Source organism: Paenibacillus aceti, from assembly GCF_003614185.1.
Taxonomy (GTDB): domain Bacteria; phylum Bacillota; class Bacilli; order Paenibacillales; family Paenibacillaceae; genus Fontibacillus; species Fontibacillus aceti.
Genome location: NZ_KZ987724.1, coordinates 3,617,936 through 3,632,781 on the forward strand (window position 1 = coordinate 3,617,936; position 14,846 = coordinate 3,632,781).

At 47.4% G+C, this 14,846-nt stretch carries 20 protein-coding genes and 1 other annotated feature; of the genes, 2 read left to right on the plus strand and 18 right to left on the minus strand.

The features are described 5' to 3' along the window. Positions 1 to 127: 127 nt before the first annotated feature. Positions 128 to 1,012 (minus strand) — a sequence feature (16S ribosomal RNA rRNA prediction is too short). 312 nt (positions 1,013 to 1,324) lie between these two features. Both BFJ94_RS16215 and BFJ94_RS16220 read right to left on the minus strand, forming a co-directional pair. Further along, positions 1,325 to 1,555, minus strand: a complete 231-nt coding sequence (locus BFJ94_RS16215; RefSeq protein ID WP_068779141.1) for a hypothetical protein — start codon at positions 1,553 to 1,555, stop codon at positions 1,325 to 1,327. Between the two features lie 139 nt (positions 1,556 to 1,694). Then, the gene (locus tag BFJ94_RS16220; RefSeq protein ID WP_120463592.1) at positions 1,695 to 2,309 is read right to left on the minus strand and encodes a stage II sporulation protein M; all 615 of its coding nucleotides are present in this window, start codon (positions 2,307 to 2,309) and stop codon (positions 1,695 to 1,697) included. A 147-nt stretch (positions 2,310 to 2,456) separates the two neighbouring features. Between BFJ94_RS16220 and pdaB the strand changes: the two genes are divergently transcribed. After that, the gene (gene pdaB, locus BFJ94_RS16225; RefSeq protein WP_120463593.1) at positions 2,457 to 3,266 is read left to right on the plus strand and encodes a polysaccharide deacetylase family sporulation protein PdaB; all 810 of its coding nucleotides are present in this window, start codon (positions 2,457 to 2,459) and stop codon (positions 3,264 to 3,266) included. 71 nt (positions 3,267 to 3,337) lie between these two features. Here pdaB and BFJ94_RS16230 read toward each other — a convergent pair whose 3' ends face one another. Next, positions 3,338 to 3,958, minus strand: coding sequence for a KinB-signaling pathway activation protein (locus BFJ94_RS16230; protein WP_120463594.1), 621 nt, complete (start codon positions 3,956 to 3,958; stop codon positions 3,338 to 3,340). 133 nt (positions 3,959 to 4,091) lie between these two features. On the opposite strand from BFJ94_RS16230, the gene gerD reads away from it, so the two are divergent. Then, positions 4,092 to 4,934 carry a spore germination lipoprotein GerD gene (gene gerD / locus BFJ94_RS16235; RefSeq protein WP_120463595.1) on the plus strand — a complete coding sequence of 281 codons (843 nt, stop codon included), beginning with the start codon at positions 4,092 to 4,094 and terminating at the stop codon, positions 4,932 to 4,934. 65 nt (positions 4,935 to 4,999) lie between these two features. Here gerD and salA read toward each other — a convergent pair whose 3' ends face one another. From salA to BFJ94_RS16310, 15 genes are all read right to left on the minus strand, one after another. Beyond that, positions 5,000 to 6,106 carry an iron-sulfur carrier protein/transcriptional regulator SalA gene (gene salA, locus BFJ94_RS16240; protein WP_120463596.1) on the minus strand — a complete coding sequence of 369 codons (1,107 nt, stop codon included), beginning with the start codon at positions 6,104 to 6,106 and terminating at the stop codon, positions 5,000 to 5,002. Between the two features lie 61 nt (positions 6,107 to 6,167). Next, on the minus strand, positions 6,168 to 6,941 hold the full coding sequence (cwlD, locus tag BFJ94_RS16245; RefSeq protein ID WP_120463597.1) for an N-acetylmuramoyl-L-alanine amidase CwlD: 774 nt from the start codon (positions 6,939 to 6,941) through the stop codon (positions 6,168 to 6,170). A gap of 153 nt (positions 6,942 to 7,094) precedes the next feature. Further along, a complete protein-coding gene (sat, locus tag BFJ94_RS16250) occupies positions 7,095 to 8,264 on the minus strand; it encodes a sulfate adenylyltransferase (protein ID WP_120463598.1) in 1,170 nt (389 codons plus the stop codon). A gap of 39 nt (positions 8,265 to 8,303) precedes the next feature. After that, on the minus strand, positions 8,304 to 8,996 hold the full coding sequence (locus BFJ94_RS16255) for a phosphoadenylyl-sulfate reductase (RefSeq protein ID WP_120463599.1): 693 nt from the start codon (positions 8,994 to 8,996) through the stop codon (positions 8,304 to 8,306). 160 nt (positions 8,997 to 9,156) lie between these two features. Then, positions 9,157 to 9,477 (minus strand): hypothetical protein, encoded by a 321-nt coding sequence (locus BFJ94_RS16260; protein WP_120463600.1) that lies wholly within the window; start codon positions 9,475 to 9,477, stop codon positions 9,157 to 9,159. Positions 9,478 to 9,653: 176 nt separating this feature from the next. Next, complete coding sequence (rpsI, locus tag BFJ94_RS16265) at positions 9,654 to 10,046, minus strand: 30S ribosomal protein S9 (protein WP_120463601.1); 393 nt, start codon at positions 10,044 to 10,046, stop codon at positions 9,654 to 9,656. Between the two features lie 20 nt (positions 10,047 to 10,066). Next, a complete protein-coding gene (gene rplM, locus BFJ94_RS16270) occupies positions 10,067 to 10,504 on the minus strand; it encodes a 50S ribosomal protein L13 (RefSeq protein ID WP_120463602.1) in 438 nt (145 codons plus the stop codon). 189 nt (positions 10,505 to 10,693) lie between these two features. After that, on the minus strand, positions 10,694 to 11,512 hold the full coding sequence (gene truA, locus BFJ94_RS16275) for a tRNA pseudouridine(38-40) synthase TruA (RefSeq protein WP_120463603.1): 819 nt from the start codon (positions 11,510 to 11,512) through the stop codon (positions 10,694 to 10,696). Between the two features lie 139 nt (positions 11,513 to 11,651). Then, complete coding sequence (gene rplQ, locus BFJ94_RS16280; RefSeq protein ID WP_120463604.1) at positions 11,652 to 12,017, minus strand: 50S ribosomal protein L17; 366 nt, start codon at positions 12,015 to 12,017, stop codon at positions 11,652 to 11,654. A 40-nt stretch (positions 12,018 to 12,057) separates the two neighbouring features. Further along, entirely contained in the window at positions 12,058 to 13,002 is a 945-nt protein-coding gene (locus BFJ94_RS16285) for a DNA-directed RNA polymerase subunit alpha (protein WP_120463605.1), read from the minus strand. A 132-nt stretch (positions 13,003 to 13,134) separates the two neighbouring features. After that, the gene (gene rpsK, locus BFJ94_RS16290) at positions 13,135 to 13,530 is read right to left on the minus strand and encodes a 30S ribosomal protein S11 (protein WP_009226663.1); all 396 of its coding nucleotides are present in this window, start codon (positions 13,528 to 13,530) and stop codon (positions 13,135 to 13,137) included. 19 nt (positions 13,531 to 13,549) lie between these two features. Further along, positions 13,550 to 13,918 carry a 30S ribosomal protein S13 gene (gene rpsM, locus BFJ94_RS16295; protein WP_036712625.1) on the minus strand — a complete coding sequence of 123 codons (369 nt, stop codon included), beginning with the start codon at positions 13,916 to 13,918 and terminating at the stop codon, positions 13,550 to 13,552. 20 nt (positions 13,919 to 13,938) lie between these two features. Further along, positions 13,939 to 14,052 (minus strand): 50S ribosomal protein L36, encoded by a 114-nt coding sequence (gene rpmJ / locus BFJ94_RS16300; RefSeq protein WP_068779123.1) that lies wholly within the window; start codon positions 14,050 to 14,052, stop codon positions 13,939 to 13,941. Between the two features lie 259 nt (positions 14,053 to 14,311). After that, a complete protein-coding gene (infA, locus tag BFJ94_RS16305; RefSeq protein ID WP_068779122.1) occupies positions 14,312 to 14,527 on the minus strand; it encodes a translation initiation factor IF-1 in 216 nt (71 codons plus the stop codon). A 2-nt stretch (positions 14,528 to 14,529) separates the two neighbouring features. Continuing rightward, positions 14,530 to 14,835 (minus strand): KOW domain-containing RNA-binding protein, encoded by a 306-nt coding sequence (locus BFJ94_RS16310; RefSeq protein ID WP_120463606.1) that lies wholly within the window; start codon positions 14,833 to 14,835, stop codon positions 14,530 to 14,532. Positions 14,836 to 14,846 lie beyond the last annotated feature (11 nt).

Sequence of the window (14,846 nt, forward strand, 5' to 3'; positions counted from 1 at the left end):
ACCGGTCATTCAGATGTCAAGACCTGGTAAGGTTCTTCGCGTTGCTTCGAATTAAACCACATACTCCACTGCTTGTGCGGGTCCCCGTCAATTCCTTTGAGTTTCAGTCTTGCGACCGTACTCCCCAGGCGGAATGCTTAATGTGTTTACTTCGGCACCAAGGGTATCGAAACCCCTAACACCTAGCATTCATCGTTTACGGCGTGGACTACCAGGGTATCTAATCCTGTTTGCTCCCCACGCTTTCGCGCCTCAGCGTCAGTTACAGCCCAGAGAGTCGCCTTCGCCACTGGTGTTCCTCCACATCTCTACGCATTTCACCGCTACACGTGGAATTCCACTCTCCTCTTCTGCACTCAAGCTACCCAGTTTCCAATGCGACCCAAGGTTGAGCCTTGGAATTAAACACCAGACTTAAATAGCCGCCTGCGCGCGCTTTACGCCCAATAATTCCGGACAACGCTTGCCCCCTACGTATTACCGCGGCTGCTGGCACGTAGTTAGCCGGGGCTTTCTTCTCAGGTACCGTCACTCCGTTAGCAGTTACTCTAACGGACGTTCTTCCCTGGCAACAGAGCTTTACGATCCGAAAACCTTCATCACTCACGCGGCGTTGCTCCGTCAGACTTTCGTCCATTGCGGAAGATTCCCTACTGCTGCCTCCCGTAGGAGTCTGGGCCGTGTCTCAGTCCCAGTGTGGCCGTTCACCCTCTCAGGTCGGCTACGCATCGTCGCCTTGGTGAGCCGTTACCCCACCAACTAGCTAATGCGCCGCAGGCCCATCCGTAAGTGACAGATTGCTCCGTCTTTCATTATCTCCTCATGCGAGAATATAAATTATCCGGTATTAGCTAACGTTTCCGCTAGTTATCCCAGTCTTACAGGCAGGTTGCCTACGTGTTACTCACCCGTCCGCCGCTAACTCTCAAGAGAGCAAGCTCTCCATCAAGTCCGCTCGACTTGCATGTATTAGGCACGCCGCCAGCGTTCGTCCTGAGCCAGGATCAAACTCTCCAATAAAGTTGTTACTCATTGAAAAGAGCGATTAGCTCATTTTGAATCTGACTTATTTCTTAGATTTCACTTGACGTGAAACCCGCTCACTCGTTGTTCAGTTTTCAAAGATCAACTTCACTTTGGTGCATCGCTGCGTTTCAGCGGCGACTTTTATAATATAACATGTTGTCTCGAGTTTTGCAAGAGTTTTTTCAACTTTTTTTATCAAGTTTTGAACTCTACTGCATCCTGCGAGCTTATCCCGCAAAAATCGGAACGTTTCATAATTTATCATACTACAGATACTAAAGTCAAATCCAATTTTATCCTATTGTTTAACCCGTGGAAAACGTGAATTTCTAGCATACTTGGAGAGTTCTTTGGAAGGGGCAAATCTGGCGTACATCCGGAACACGGTTTTATATCTTTTGGCGATCGCATCACGTATATCCTGATCCAGACGCTGATCGCTCATATCAAGCAACATCTCATCCAATTCTTTGCGTAACACATAATCAAGCTCCTTGCATTCCTTATCATTAAACATCATACCTAACATAACTACAGCTCCTCTATCTACTCAGTTTATCTATGTAACCTGCCAATCCCGGACCATGCATAACGGGTCTTTGCTTACGGTCGCTTTCTGACCGCTTTACTGTTATGCACAGTTTTCGGGAAAATTATGACAGAGTCCACTAACGAACTAAGTAAAAAGTGAGCGTGCTCTCGATAACCGCTGCAACCAGAAGCAGGATTACCGTCCAGAACGCAGCTCTGACGAGCGATATGAGAAAATCACTCCAGACGATCGTCCTCTCGCCACGATCCCGCGCACCCAGTTCACCAATCCCCTTCAATACGAAATAACCGAATTGTATCCCGAAAGCGGCGGCAATAATGATTGCCGGAATCTCGATAATGCCGTGAGGCAGCAGCCCTTTCACAATAAGATCAAACATATCCGCTCCTTTCTGGGCCTGTACTGTTACTAGAAATCCAAGGACCAGACCATTCATTAACAGGAACACTGCCGGGAATACGCCGAACAGGGCGCCTAGAAAGATAACCCCCAAACTTTTTACCGAATTATTCAAAAAGATAAATTTAAAAAAACTCAGCTCCGGGGTAGCCGTCTGGGATAATTGTTCACTATAGCTGCGCAATACTTCAATATCGTCCATAACGAGATTAGCGATCCGGTCCGACTCGATAGCTCCCATCAAGATGCCAACCGCAAAGAAAGCAATCGCCACAATTAACGACCTCTTATATTTCAGTAAGTCACGGATAAATAAACGAAATGACAGCATGTATAACTCCTCCTACATTATTCTCTAATTTAATCTCTCTTCATAGAATCTCGGACAAGAAAGGGTCATAAACCCGAAAGGTACAGGCATATAGTTGTACAAATGAGCCAAAATTCAATTCTGATAACGAGAGGGGCTAAAAAAAGCATGAACAATTTCTTCTATGTCCTTAACGGGAAGAAAATCAAAAGGTTTTTCTTTGTTTTTGCCGCGGCCCTGTTTGCAGCAGGTATCGTCTATGTGGAGCAGAGCCATATCACTGTATTCTCCGAGGAGAGCAGCCCCGCCGCCATTTACAGCGTGCCTACGGAGAAGAAAGTGATCGCCCTGACCTTCGATATCAGTTGGGGAGACAAACGGGCCGAACCGATTCTGAAAGTTCTCCAAGATAAAAATGTTCAGAAGGCTACCTTCTTCGTCTCTTCCCTATGGGGAAAGAGCCATCCGGATATCCTGAAGACCATCCAGGAGCAAGGTTATGAAATTGGCAGCCATGGACATAAGCATGACAATTACAGCGAGCTTAGCGACGAAGAAATATCCAAGCAGATTTCTACAGCCCACTCTATTTTAACCGAAATGACCGGAAAAGCACCAAATCTGATCCGGCTTCCCAATGGCGATTTTGATAAGCGCGTGTTAGCTATCGCTGACGGACTTGGATATAAAGTCATCCAATGGGACACAGATTCACAGGATTGGCAAAATAAAGGCGTCGATAAAATTGTCAATCGCGTCGTCAACAAGGCTCACCCGGGAGATATCGTGCTCCTGCATGCCAGTGATTCAGCAAAACAGACGCATGAAGCCCTACCGATCATTATCGATCAACTCCGGCAAAAAGGATATGACTTTGTCACAGTAACCGATCTGCTGCAGGAAGCAAATCTCAAGGGTAATGAAGTCCGAGATCAAGCATGGCTTCGGAGACAAATCGATATCGCTGCCGGAATGTAACTCCCCATTAAAAAAAGGACCTCAACTTCGCCTCAGGCGGATTTGACGGTCCTTGATTTATTTTCAGAAAATTATGTATTTACATGGAGATTGGTTGTACTTGCTTTTGGTTTTACAAGGCGGTGCAGAATCAAAATCTGATAAGCATTACAAGCGATCAACGTCCCCGCAACCCAGACGGTCGCCTGATCCACCCCAATCTTCAGCACGCCGATCGTCTCCACAATCGTAATCGCTGTCATAAAGAATATAGTCGGAATCCAGGCTGAATCATTCGTCATCTTGGCCTTGAAATAAGCGACCCCGCACGCGATAACCAGGATAATGATCCCCAGAATCAGATCGGAGAAGGAATCCTTGTGACCGCCTACAAAAATACGCAGGAACATCAATTCAAACAGAGCCAATGCCGTTAATACAAGTTGGACATACAGCCAGGCTCTACGGGAGAAAACACCGGTGCCCATATAATTCACCATCATATACGCGAAAAATCCCATCTGGGAGTATACGCTCACCATAACCCCCGCCAAGAGCAGCATCCCGAGGTACAACAAATAATCAGCGGCACCATTCAGTTCCATCGTATTTGTCGTGTTCGTCAACTGCAGCACCAGGCCTATCACTAGCGATCCGGCGGCTCCAACCGCCAGGGTCGTCCAGAACAAATGCAGCCATCTTTTTAAATTCACAAAAGCCACCTCCCACTACCGAAATATTTTACCAATGATGTCAGAAAAACACCATCGTTTTTACTCGGATAATTCTTTTTTTAATCCACATACTACAAGTGCATGTTCAAAAAGTAATAAGGAGGCTGGAACCATGAGGTGGGTGGCTAGTTACCGCTCGTTATTATGCATAATACTTACTCTTACGCTGACCGCATGCGGCTCTGATCAAGGCTCATCGCAATCATCCCAAGGCGGATATAAAGATACAAAATCGATGGTGCTCGACATTCTTAAGACGGATGATGGAAAAAAGGCGATCTATGAAGCATTGAGCTCACCACCGAGTGATTCGGGAAGCTCCAGCTCATCCTCCGACTCGGGCTCTGGTTCCGATTCCGGGTCAGGTTCCGGCAGCTCTGAAGAACAAGGCGGCAGCGCAAGCGGATCCAGTGGGTCTAGCGGCAGCGGCGGCGGATCAGGCAGTGGAAACTACAAGATCAAAATGCTCCTTCCATCCCATACCTCCCAAGAGGTAAAAATGGCTGTAAAGGATACTATAACCTCGCCCGAGTATAAAAAGGAAATTGAAAAAATCATGACCGATCCTCAGTTTGCTGGTGATTTCGCCAAAGCGATTAGCGCTCAGAACAAGCAGCTTCATCTGGATCTGATCAAAGATCCGATGTATCAGAAGTCGATGACCGATATGTTGAAATCGCCGGAGATTATGCAGATGTTCCTGGATTTAACCAAAACCTCTGATTATCGCAAGCAAACGATGACGGTCATGCAGGAGGCCATGCAGAGCCCTATATTCAAAATGCAAGTCATGGAACTGCTGAAGACCGTCGTTCAGGAGCAGCTTATTCCTAAAGTCGAGAAATCCGGCCAATCAGGTCAAGAACAAGGTGGACAAAGCGGTAGTGGCGAAAAGAAACAGAGCGGTAGCGGCGGCGATAGCGGTTCAGACAGCGGCTCTGGTGAAGAAGGTTAAATGAAGTGTAGCAAGCCTCGAGCCTATTTACAGTAAGTAGATAAAAAAGACTGAACCGTAACGGTTCAGTCTTTGTGGACTTTCTGCTCAATCGCAGCTGCGATCTCATCATAGATACGGCCAATCGGCGAATCTGCCTTATAGACCGATGGGGAGAAATCCGGCTCAGACGGATGGTTGTCTGGAATTCCGAGCGGAATTTGGGCCAGCAGATCCGTATGGAGCGTCTCCGCTAACCTCGCACCGCCCCCGCGGCCGAAGATATAATCCTTCTTATCGCAGTCCGGGCATACATAATAAGCCATATTCTCGACCACACCCAGCACTTCATGCTCAGTCTTCAACGCCATAGCCCCTGCCCGAGCCGCGACAAAGGCAGCTGTGGCATGAGGCGTCGTAACGATAATTTCACGGCTCTGCGGAATCATCTGATGGACGTCTAGCGCTACATCTCCAGTGCCTGGCGGCAGATCAAGCAACATATAATCAAGCTCACCCCAATTGACATCGGCAAAAAACTGACGCAGCATCTTCCCCAGCATCGGGCCCCGCCAAATCACCGGCGTATTCTCCTGGATGAAGAAGCCCATCGACATCACTTTGACACCGAATCTTTCGACGGGCTGGATTGCGCCATCCTCAATAACGGGCGTTGTTTCAATTCCCATCATATCCGGGACACTGAATCCATATATATCAGCATCGATCAGTCCGACCTTCTTGCCGAGGCGCGCAAGAGCGCTCGCCAGGTTGACAGTAACTGTGGATTTCCCTACCCCGCCTTTACCGCTGGCAATAGCGATGAATTGAACACCCGATCTAGGATCGAGGATAGGCAGGCTCTCCAGCCCGGCCCCGTGTCCTCTTGGAGCCTGTTCGGCTTCTGCCTCACCTGTGGTGGCAGCTTGTCCAGCTTCTTGACGCTCCATCTCAGAAGGCTCGCGGAATCGTAAATGAACATTGTCGACTCCGGCTTCCTTCAGACGGAAACGGATCTCTTCACCCAGCTTATTGCGGGTATTTTCATCCTGCTTCAAGGAGATTACCGTCAGAGAGACCTTATCCTCTTTGATCATCATATTGCGTATCCAACGCAAATCGATCAAGCTTCGGCCCAGTACGGGCTCCGCTATGGGTCTTAGCACTGCTTCAAGCTGTTCCTTCGTTAACACAGACAACACCCCGGATCTATTAGTAATCAAATAATTTAGCAATATTATGATATTAATTATATCATTTCCTGGTGTTTTCTGCTTTGATTCCGCTTTCTTTTTTAGAAATATATTTCATGATTCCTTGATAGACTGAAGCTGCTACCTTCCGCTGGTATTTCTCATCCCCAAGCAGCCTCGCTTCCTCCGGATTCGATAAGAAACCGACCTCCACAAGTACCGCAGGAATTTTAAGCTCCTCCAATAGATACACGGATTTATCCGATTGTTTGGCCACTCTGTCCGTATTATTCAAATTTCTGCGCAGTTCATCCTGAATGAGCTCAGCCAGCGTAATGCTATCTCCATTGTTGGTCGAATAGAAGGTCTGTGCCCCACTCCATCTTGAAGAAGGTACGCTGTTCATATGAATACTGACGAACAGTTCAGCTTGTTTCTCCTCAATCAAGCGTACCCGTCGCGTCAAATCCTCGGTTTTACGCTTCTTATATCCTTTGGTGTCTGGACTGGCCAGATCGCGATCATCCTCTCTGGTCATATAGACCATCGCACCAGCCTGCTGCAAGTAGTCACGTAAATATAAGGTCACCGCTAGATTAATATCCTTCTCTATAATGCCTTGTTTACTTACAGCTCCACCATCAGGCCCCCCATGTCCGGCATCCAGGGCGATCGTTGTACCCGCCAGCGGCAGACTCCAATAGCTCGCCGTCTTAATAGCTGGAACTTCATATTTGGCGAATCCAAATAACAGGCCTAGCAGACCGATTCCCAGCAGCACTCTCTTGATATGGCTTAGCGATAACCAGACGCTTACTTTATCCTTGGAGTCCATAGAAAAGCCACCTCCATCCCTATAAGCGGTTATTCAAAAAGTTCCCCAGCTTCAGCCGAGCTTCTCGGTACAGAAACCCGAACTTTTTGAACTCACACTATAAATGACACTAATCATCTATATGGGACGAGGTGGACAAATATTACTGAATGATTAAATTACGACCTGATGACTCATCCCTTCAATGAGCACTCTTGCCACCTCGGGACGGGTAAACTCCGGCGGAGGACAGATTCCTTCACGCAGCAATCCTCTCACCTTCGTTCCAGATAAGGTCAGATGGTCCTCCTTGCTATGCGGACAAGTCTTGCTCGAGGCCATATTTCCGCATTTGGTACAGAAGAAGCTATGCTCAAAAAATAACGGCGTGATGCCCAGCTCCTCTGGCGTAAAATTGCTGAATATCTGCTGAGCTTCATAGGTTCCATAATAATCTCCTACACCCGCATGATCGCGGCCGACGATAAAGTGGGTACAGCCATAGTTTTTGCGTACAATCGCATGGAAAATCGCCTCCCGCGGTCCAGCATACCGCATCGCAGCCGGGAAGACGCCTAGAAATGTACGATCCTCAGGATAATAGTTCTCCAGCAGAACCAGATAGCTCTGCATTCTAACATCCGCGGGGACATCATCTGACTTCGTCTGGCCAACTAGCGGATTAAGGAATAGCCCATCCACAATCTCCATGGCGCTCTTCTGGATATATTCATGCGCCCGATGCACGGGATTCCGCGTCTGAAAGCCTACCACCGTGTTCCAGCCCTTATCTAAGAAGAACTGTCTCGTCTGCTGCGGATCAAAATAGAATTCCGGGAAGCGATCCGGCTGTGGACGATTCAGCACCTTGACTGCTCCACCGATATAGACCGGAGAGTGCTCCAGCAGCTTCTTTACGCCCGGATGCTCAGGATCCGTAGTCTTAAATACTTGTCTCGCTTCCTCCTTTAAATCAGCCTTATAGATGCTGCCAATTTCAATGATGGCATAGATAATGCCATCCTCTTCTCCAATCAAAGCAACCTGCTCATGCAAGGAGAAACCCGCCGCTTTCTCCTCTCTTACAGAGAGGGTGATCGGAATGCTCCATACGGTGCCGTCTGCTAGCCGCATATGCTTCACTACTGAGAGATAGTCTTCCTCGTTCATAAACCCGGTTAAAGGCGAAAATGCCCCTACAGCAATCAAATCCAGATCTGAGATTGTCCATGTATTAATGCGTAGCGATTTCATCTCCTGCGCTTCCTGGAGCAGGCTGTCCCGTTCTTCACCGGTGACGATGCGATGGATCAGCGTACCGCCATGCGGTAAAATTGAAGTCATCCTTCGTTCCTCCCTGATCATAGACATGATCATTTTTAGTTATTTATGCAGTCCGCACTCTGTCTTCTCTGATTCCGCCCACCGACCTGCCCGAGCATCTTCCCCAGGCATTACTGGCCGGGTACAGTGCTCACAACCGATGCTCGGATAATTCTGATCATGCAGCGGATTGTATACGAGGCCATTCGAATGAATATAGTTCCATACATCCTCACTGGTCCAATCAGCGATCGGGTTGAATTTTACAAGTCCGAATTTGACATCATACTCGATCTTCTTCGCATTCGCTCTCGTCGGCGCCTGATCGCGTCTGATTCCCGTAATCCAGGCCTCATACTTCGATAATACCCGGGTCAATGGCTCAACCTTGCGAATATTGCAGCAGGTATTAGGGTCCTTCTTCCACAGTTCTGCTCCATGCTGCCGTTCCTGGTCTGCCGGGCTAATTAACGGGGATACTCTAACGAATTGCAGATCATATCTGTTCATCAGCTTGTCTCGGGTTTCATAAGTCTCCTTGAAATGAAAATCGGTGTCCAGATAGAAGATATCTGTAGCCGGACTGACCTTCTGCAGAATGTCGACCAGCACTACATCCTCCGCGCCAAAGCTGCAGGCAAATGTAATGTTGGGAAACGTCTCGACGGCCCAGGCGATAATCTCCTGCGGTGTCGCCGATTCCAACTCTACGGCCTTCTCCTGAATCAACGCTTCTTTCTCCAGTAAATTCATGATTTGCCCCCCATGTCTTGGAATAAGTCCAACTAATCAGATTTGAATTATTATTTATAGTATAAATATTTCCAGCTAGAAGTCAATGCGTTCAACAAAAAAGGCACCCTAAGTCGGGTACCTCTTCTTCCTCTGCCTCTATGTTATGGTCTATGATGATTTAATATCTGAACGTGGAATCCGTTTGATTCGTAGTTTTATGCTGGGCTGCACTAATCATGAGCAGAATGGCCGTCACCAGATGCATAATCATGCCTACGAAGGGGATCCAGGCAACCAATGACGTGATAATTCCAACGATTGAGCCGTACTTGGATTCCTGATTATTAGCAGACAGGACTAAGGTTATAATATGTAGCACGAACATAATGAATAAAGGTATGTATGAAGTCCCAATGATGATAAGTCCACCGATAATAGGAATCCCCAGGATCAGTTCGAAAGAACCCGTCACCCATTTCATGGTCCTAGAATTAGACATTAGAAAATCTCCCTCTCTTCAAGATAATGAATACAACTTCAATATAACAGAATGGCAAACCAACATCCACCATTTTATCAATATTCAGGATTGTGAATATTATTCGAGATGTGCGTGAGTAGAAATTAAAAACAGCCTGCTTCACCGAAGTGAAACAGGCTGTAAATATACAGGTATTAACGTTTCGAGAATTGTGGCGCGCGACGAGCGGCTTTGAGACCGTATTTCTTACGTTCTTTCATCCGTGGGTCACGAGTCAGGAATCCTGCTTTTTTCAATGCAGGACGGAATTCAGGGTCAGCTTTGAGCAATGCACGGGAAATACCGTGGCGGATTGCGCCTGCTTGACCGGAGATACCACCGCCGTGAGCAATAACGATTACGTCATAGCTGCCAAGCGTTTCCGTCAAATTCAAAGGTTGTTTTACGATCAGTTTAAGAGTTTCCAAACCGAAGTACTCATTGATATCACGCTTATTAATGACAATGCGTCCTTCACCCGGTACAAGGCGAACACGAGCTACCGAATGTTTACGACGACCTGTCCCATAGTATTGTACTTGTGCCATGAAACTGTCCTCCCTTTTTATTATCCGCGAAGTTCGTAAACTTCAGGTTTTTGTGCTGCATGTGGATGCTCTGTTCCAGCGTAAGCTTTCAATCTCAGCTTCATCTTCTCGCCCATGCGAGTCTTAGGAAGCATTCCGTGTACAGCCGATTCAATGACGCGTTCAGGTTTCGTGTTCAAAAGGTCCTTAGCAACAGTCACTTTCAAACCACCTGGATGCAGGGAATGACGGTAATATTTCTTGTTATCCATCTTCTTACCAGTAAGAACAATCTTCTCAGCATTGATCACGATAACAAAGTCACCGCCGTCAACGTGAGGGGTAAAGCTTGGTTTATGTTTGCCGCGAATGAGTGCAGCAGCTTCGCTTGCCAGACGGCCCAGCGTTTTGCCTTCGGCATCAATGATGTGCCATTTGCGCTCAACTTCGGCTGGCTTCGCCATGTAGGTGGTACGCATGTAATGATCCTCCTTCATTCTCGTTCAAATGGTTCATTTATCTTCGTTCTTGTCATTTACTTATCAAGCAATTCGTAAATCACGAACTGTGTATTATCTTAATCGGGGCCGTGGGATAGCCATTAAGAAACACAACCTCTATTTTACAGGATAAAAAGGCAATGCGCAAGTATTTTTTATAATAGCCTGCTATTGCTCTGTCTCATTCCGTTCAAGCAAGTCCGTTCCCTCATCCCCGGCCTCATCGTAAAGAACTTCCCAGAGCATCAGCCCTTTACTCTCTGCGGTTGGCCCCGCTGCTGCACGGTCCTTCGCCTCCAGAATCCGCTTCATGTCCTCTGGCTTGCGCTTGCCTTCGCCAACCTGAAGCAGCGTTCCGACAATGATCCGCACCATATGCTGCAAGAAGCCGCTGCCGGTCATGAAGATATGAATGATTCCCTGCTCATGCGAACCGGAGCAACTACCCGATTGGTCCCATTCGATCCAGGCATCGTAGATCGTACGCACATGGCTGGCTTTGGTGGAATGACGGGAGGCAAAAGAGGTATAATCATGAGTCCCGATCAGGTGCTTCAGTCCCTCCCGCATGCTCTCGACATTCAGCCGACCGGGATGATGAACTTGATAACGGCGCGTGAATACATCCGGTATCCGATTCGCGTTGATCGTAAATCTGTACGTCTTCCGCTTAGCCAATCTGCGGGCATGAAAAGATAGCGGAACCTCTCGCACATCAGTAACCCGTATATCGGCGGGCAGACGCCCATTCAGCGCCATTCTCCAGCGATCCACAGGAATCTTGGAGTCCGTGTGCACATGGAAAGGCTGCTGTCTGGCATGTACTCCGGCATCTGTTCGCCCCGAACCGTGGATCTTCACGACCTCCCCTGTCAACTGCATGATCGCCGCTTCCAGATGGTCCTGAACGGTGTTACCGCCGGGCTGGGTCTGAAACCCAAAGTATTCAGTTCCATCGTAGCTGACGATCATTAACAAGTTACGCATCAAGATCCTCCCTCAGAGGTAGTTCAAAAATTCTGCTTTTAATCGCACTCCCCTTTGCACAGAAAAACTCTCCGCTAGCTAAGCCACATAAAGGCGAGCCGACAGAGAGTTTCACGTACAAATGGGTTATCCCCGGTAATTAAGCCCGGTCTACCAATTCCAAGTAAACCATAGGTGCAGAGTCACCGCGGCGTGGTCCCAATTTCAAGATACGAGTGTATCCGCCTGGACGCTCAGAGTAGCGTGGTGCCAGCTCCGCGAACAGTTTTTGGATTGCATCTTGTTCACCGTCGATCGACTCACGACGAACATAAGCTGCAACTTGACGACGAGCGTGCAGATCTCCTTGTTTTGCCTTAGTGATCAGCTTCTCAGCGATAGAACGAACTTCTTTCGCTTTCGCTTCAGTCGTTTGGATACGTTCATATAAGAACAGGTCGGTTACCAGGTCACGGAACAAAGCCTTACGAGCGCTGGAATTACGGCCCAACTTTTGGTATGCCATTTGAGTTTTCCCTCCTTCGCTAAAAACGATTCACAAGAGTCTATTCTTCCGTACGAAGCCCTAAACCGAGCTCCTCGAGCTTCTCTTGAACTTCTTCCAAAGATTTACGACCCAGGTTACGCACCTTCATCATATCTTCTTCCGTCTTCGTGGTCAGCTCTTGTACCGTATTGATACCGGCACGTTTGAGGCAGTTGTAAGAACGAACGGACAGATCAAGCTCTTCAATCGTCATTTCAAGAACTTTCTCTTTCTTGTCTTCTTCCTTCTCTACCATGATTTCAGCGTCCTTCGCTTCGTCAGTTAACCCAACGAACAGGAAGAGATGCTCGGTCAAAATTTTTGCCCCGAGACTAACCGCTTCTTCAGGTTTAATGCTGCCATCGGTCCATACTTCAAGCGTCAGCTTGTCATAGTTGGTCACTTGGCCAACACGGGTATTCTCTACAACGTAATTGACGCGAGTAATCGGGGTATAGATCGAATCGACGGGAATAACTCCGATCGGCTGATCGTCTCGTTTATTACGATCTGCTTGAACATAACCACGACCACGTCCCGCGAAAATGCGCATATGAAGTCTCGAACCCGGCTCCAGCGTTGCAATATGCAGCTCCGGATTCAGGATTTCCACATCGCTGTCCGCACGGATATCCCCTGCTGTAACTACTCCTTCACCTTCCGCATCGATCTCAAGGATTTTCTCCTCATCCGAATGGATTTTCAGTGAAAGAGCCTTCAGATTCAGTATGATTTCCGTAACGTCCTCCATTACCCCTGGGACAGTCGAGAATTCATGCAGAACACCATCGATTTGGACCGAGGTTACCGCAGCACCAGGCAGAGAAGATAGTAAAATCCGGCGAAGCGAGTTACCCAAAGTGGTGCCATAACCACGCTCGAGTGGTTCCACTACAAATTTACCATAGGTGCCTTCATCGTTAACTTCAACGGTCTCAATTTTCGGCTTTTCGATTTCTATCACGAAAGTACCCCTCCTTCAAACACTCGTTCCTACGCAAACTGTCATGTCTATTGAAGTCTTATCATGTAGTATGCCTAAACAACCATTCTTACCAAAATATGCTGTTGCTATACCACATTAGATGCAGCTTCATTATACACGACGGCGCTTTGGAGGACGGCATCCATTGTGAGGAATCGGAGTCACGTCTTTAATCATGTTAACTTCAAGGCCTGCCGCTTGCAAAGAGCGGATAGCGGCTTCACGGCCGGCTCCAGGACCTTTAACCATAACCTCGACAGTTTTCATGCCATGTTCCATAGCTGCTTTTGCAGCAGATTCAGCTGCCATTTGTGCAGCAAACGGAGTGGATTTACGGGAACCCTTAAATCCAAGACCGCCGGAGCTTGCCCATGAAATTGCGTTGCCATGTGGGTCTGTAATCGTAACAATCGTATTGTTGAAGGTGGAGCGGATATGTGCTACACCAGACTCAATATTTTTGCGATCACGACGTTTTGTACGTACGACTTTTTTTGGTTTAGCCATTGTCAGTTATCCTCCCTTCTTATTTCTTCTTGTTCGCTACAGTACGACGAGGACCCTTACGAGTACGGGCATTCGTTTTCGTACGTTGTCCGCGAACCGGCAGGCCACGACGATGACGTACACCGCGGTAGCATCCGATTTCGATCAAACGCTTAATATTTAAAGAAATTTCACGACGCAGGTCACCTTCAACTTTGACCGTCTTGTCGATCGTTTCGCGTAGTTTGCTAACCTCATCTTCCGTCAAATCACGAACACGAGTGTCCGGATTGATGCCTGTTGTGCTCAGGATTTTCTGGGAAGTCGTTTTACCGATTCCGAAAATGTAAGTTAAGGCGATCTCAACGCGTTTATCACGTGGCAAATCCACACCAGCTATACGTGCCATTTTACGCTACACCCCCTTCTTTAACCTTGTTTTTGTTTGTGTTTTGGATTTTCACAAATCACCATGACATGGCCTTTGCGACGAATGACTTTGCATTTTTCGCAAATAGGCTTTACAGAAGGTCTTACCTTCATGTTGACTACCTCCTCAAAGTTTTGCGAAGCAAAACTCTCTTCGTAAGGATTAGTTAGGTTTGCAAATATGCTCCTAACTTGAAAAACGTGAATCTGCTTTGCCCTGCAAAGCTCTCTTCACAAAGATTAACAAGTTTTACTGTCGTAAAACTTGCCTCGATAGCAGCCTGTATTCACAAGCAATTCCATCATACTAAATAAGCTAAACTTCACTCAACCTGAATATAGTACCACAAAATGAAAGTAAATGATATGGTATCTATTTACGATATGTGATACGTCCCTTGGTCAGGTCATAGGGTGATAATTGAACCACCACTTTATCTCCCGTCAGAATCCGAATAAAGTGCATCCGCAATTTACCGGACACGTGAGCGAGAATTTGATGACCATTCTCAAGCTCTACCTTAAAGGTAGCATTCGGCAACGGCTCTACCACCGTTCCTTCTACTTCAATAACATCTTCTTTGGACACATTCAGTCTCCTTTCTCTTCGGCATTAGCATTGGCGGATGCCATATATACGCTCACTGCATGACGCAGTTTACCGTTCGTCACCCTACCGCTTTCTTGCAAACTTTGAACAACCTCGCTGCTGATGATGGGCTGAAGCTCAAGATGCTGTATATTTTTACGTTTAGGCTGATCAAATTTACGTTTATCCCCATTCGCGATCCATACAAATCGGTCATCGACGATATCAATAATCACATAAATGTCGCCTGCATCTCTACCCTTCAACACTTTCACCAACTGGCCAACCTGTGGTACAGAGCGGTGCATTGCTATAACCA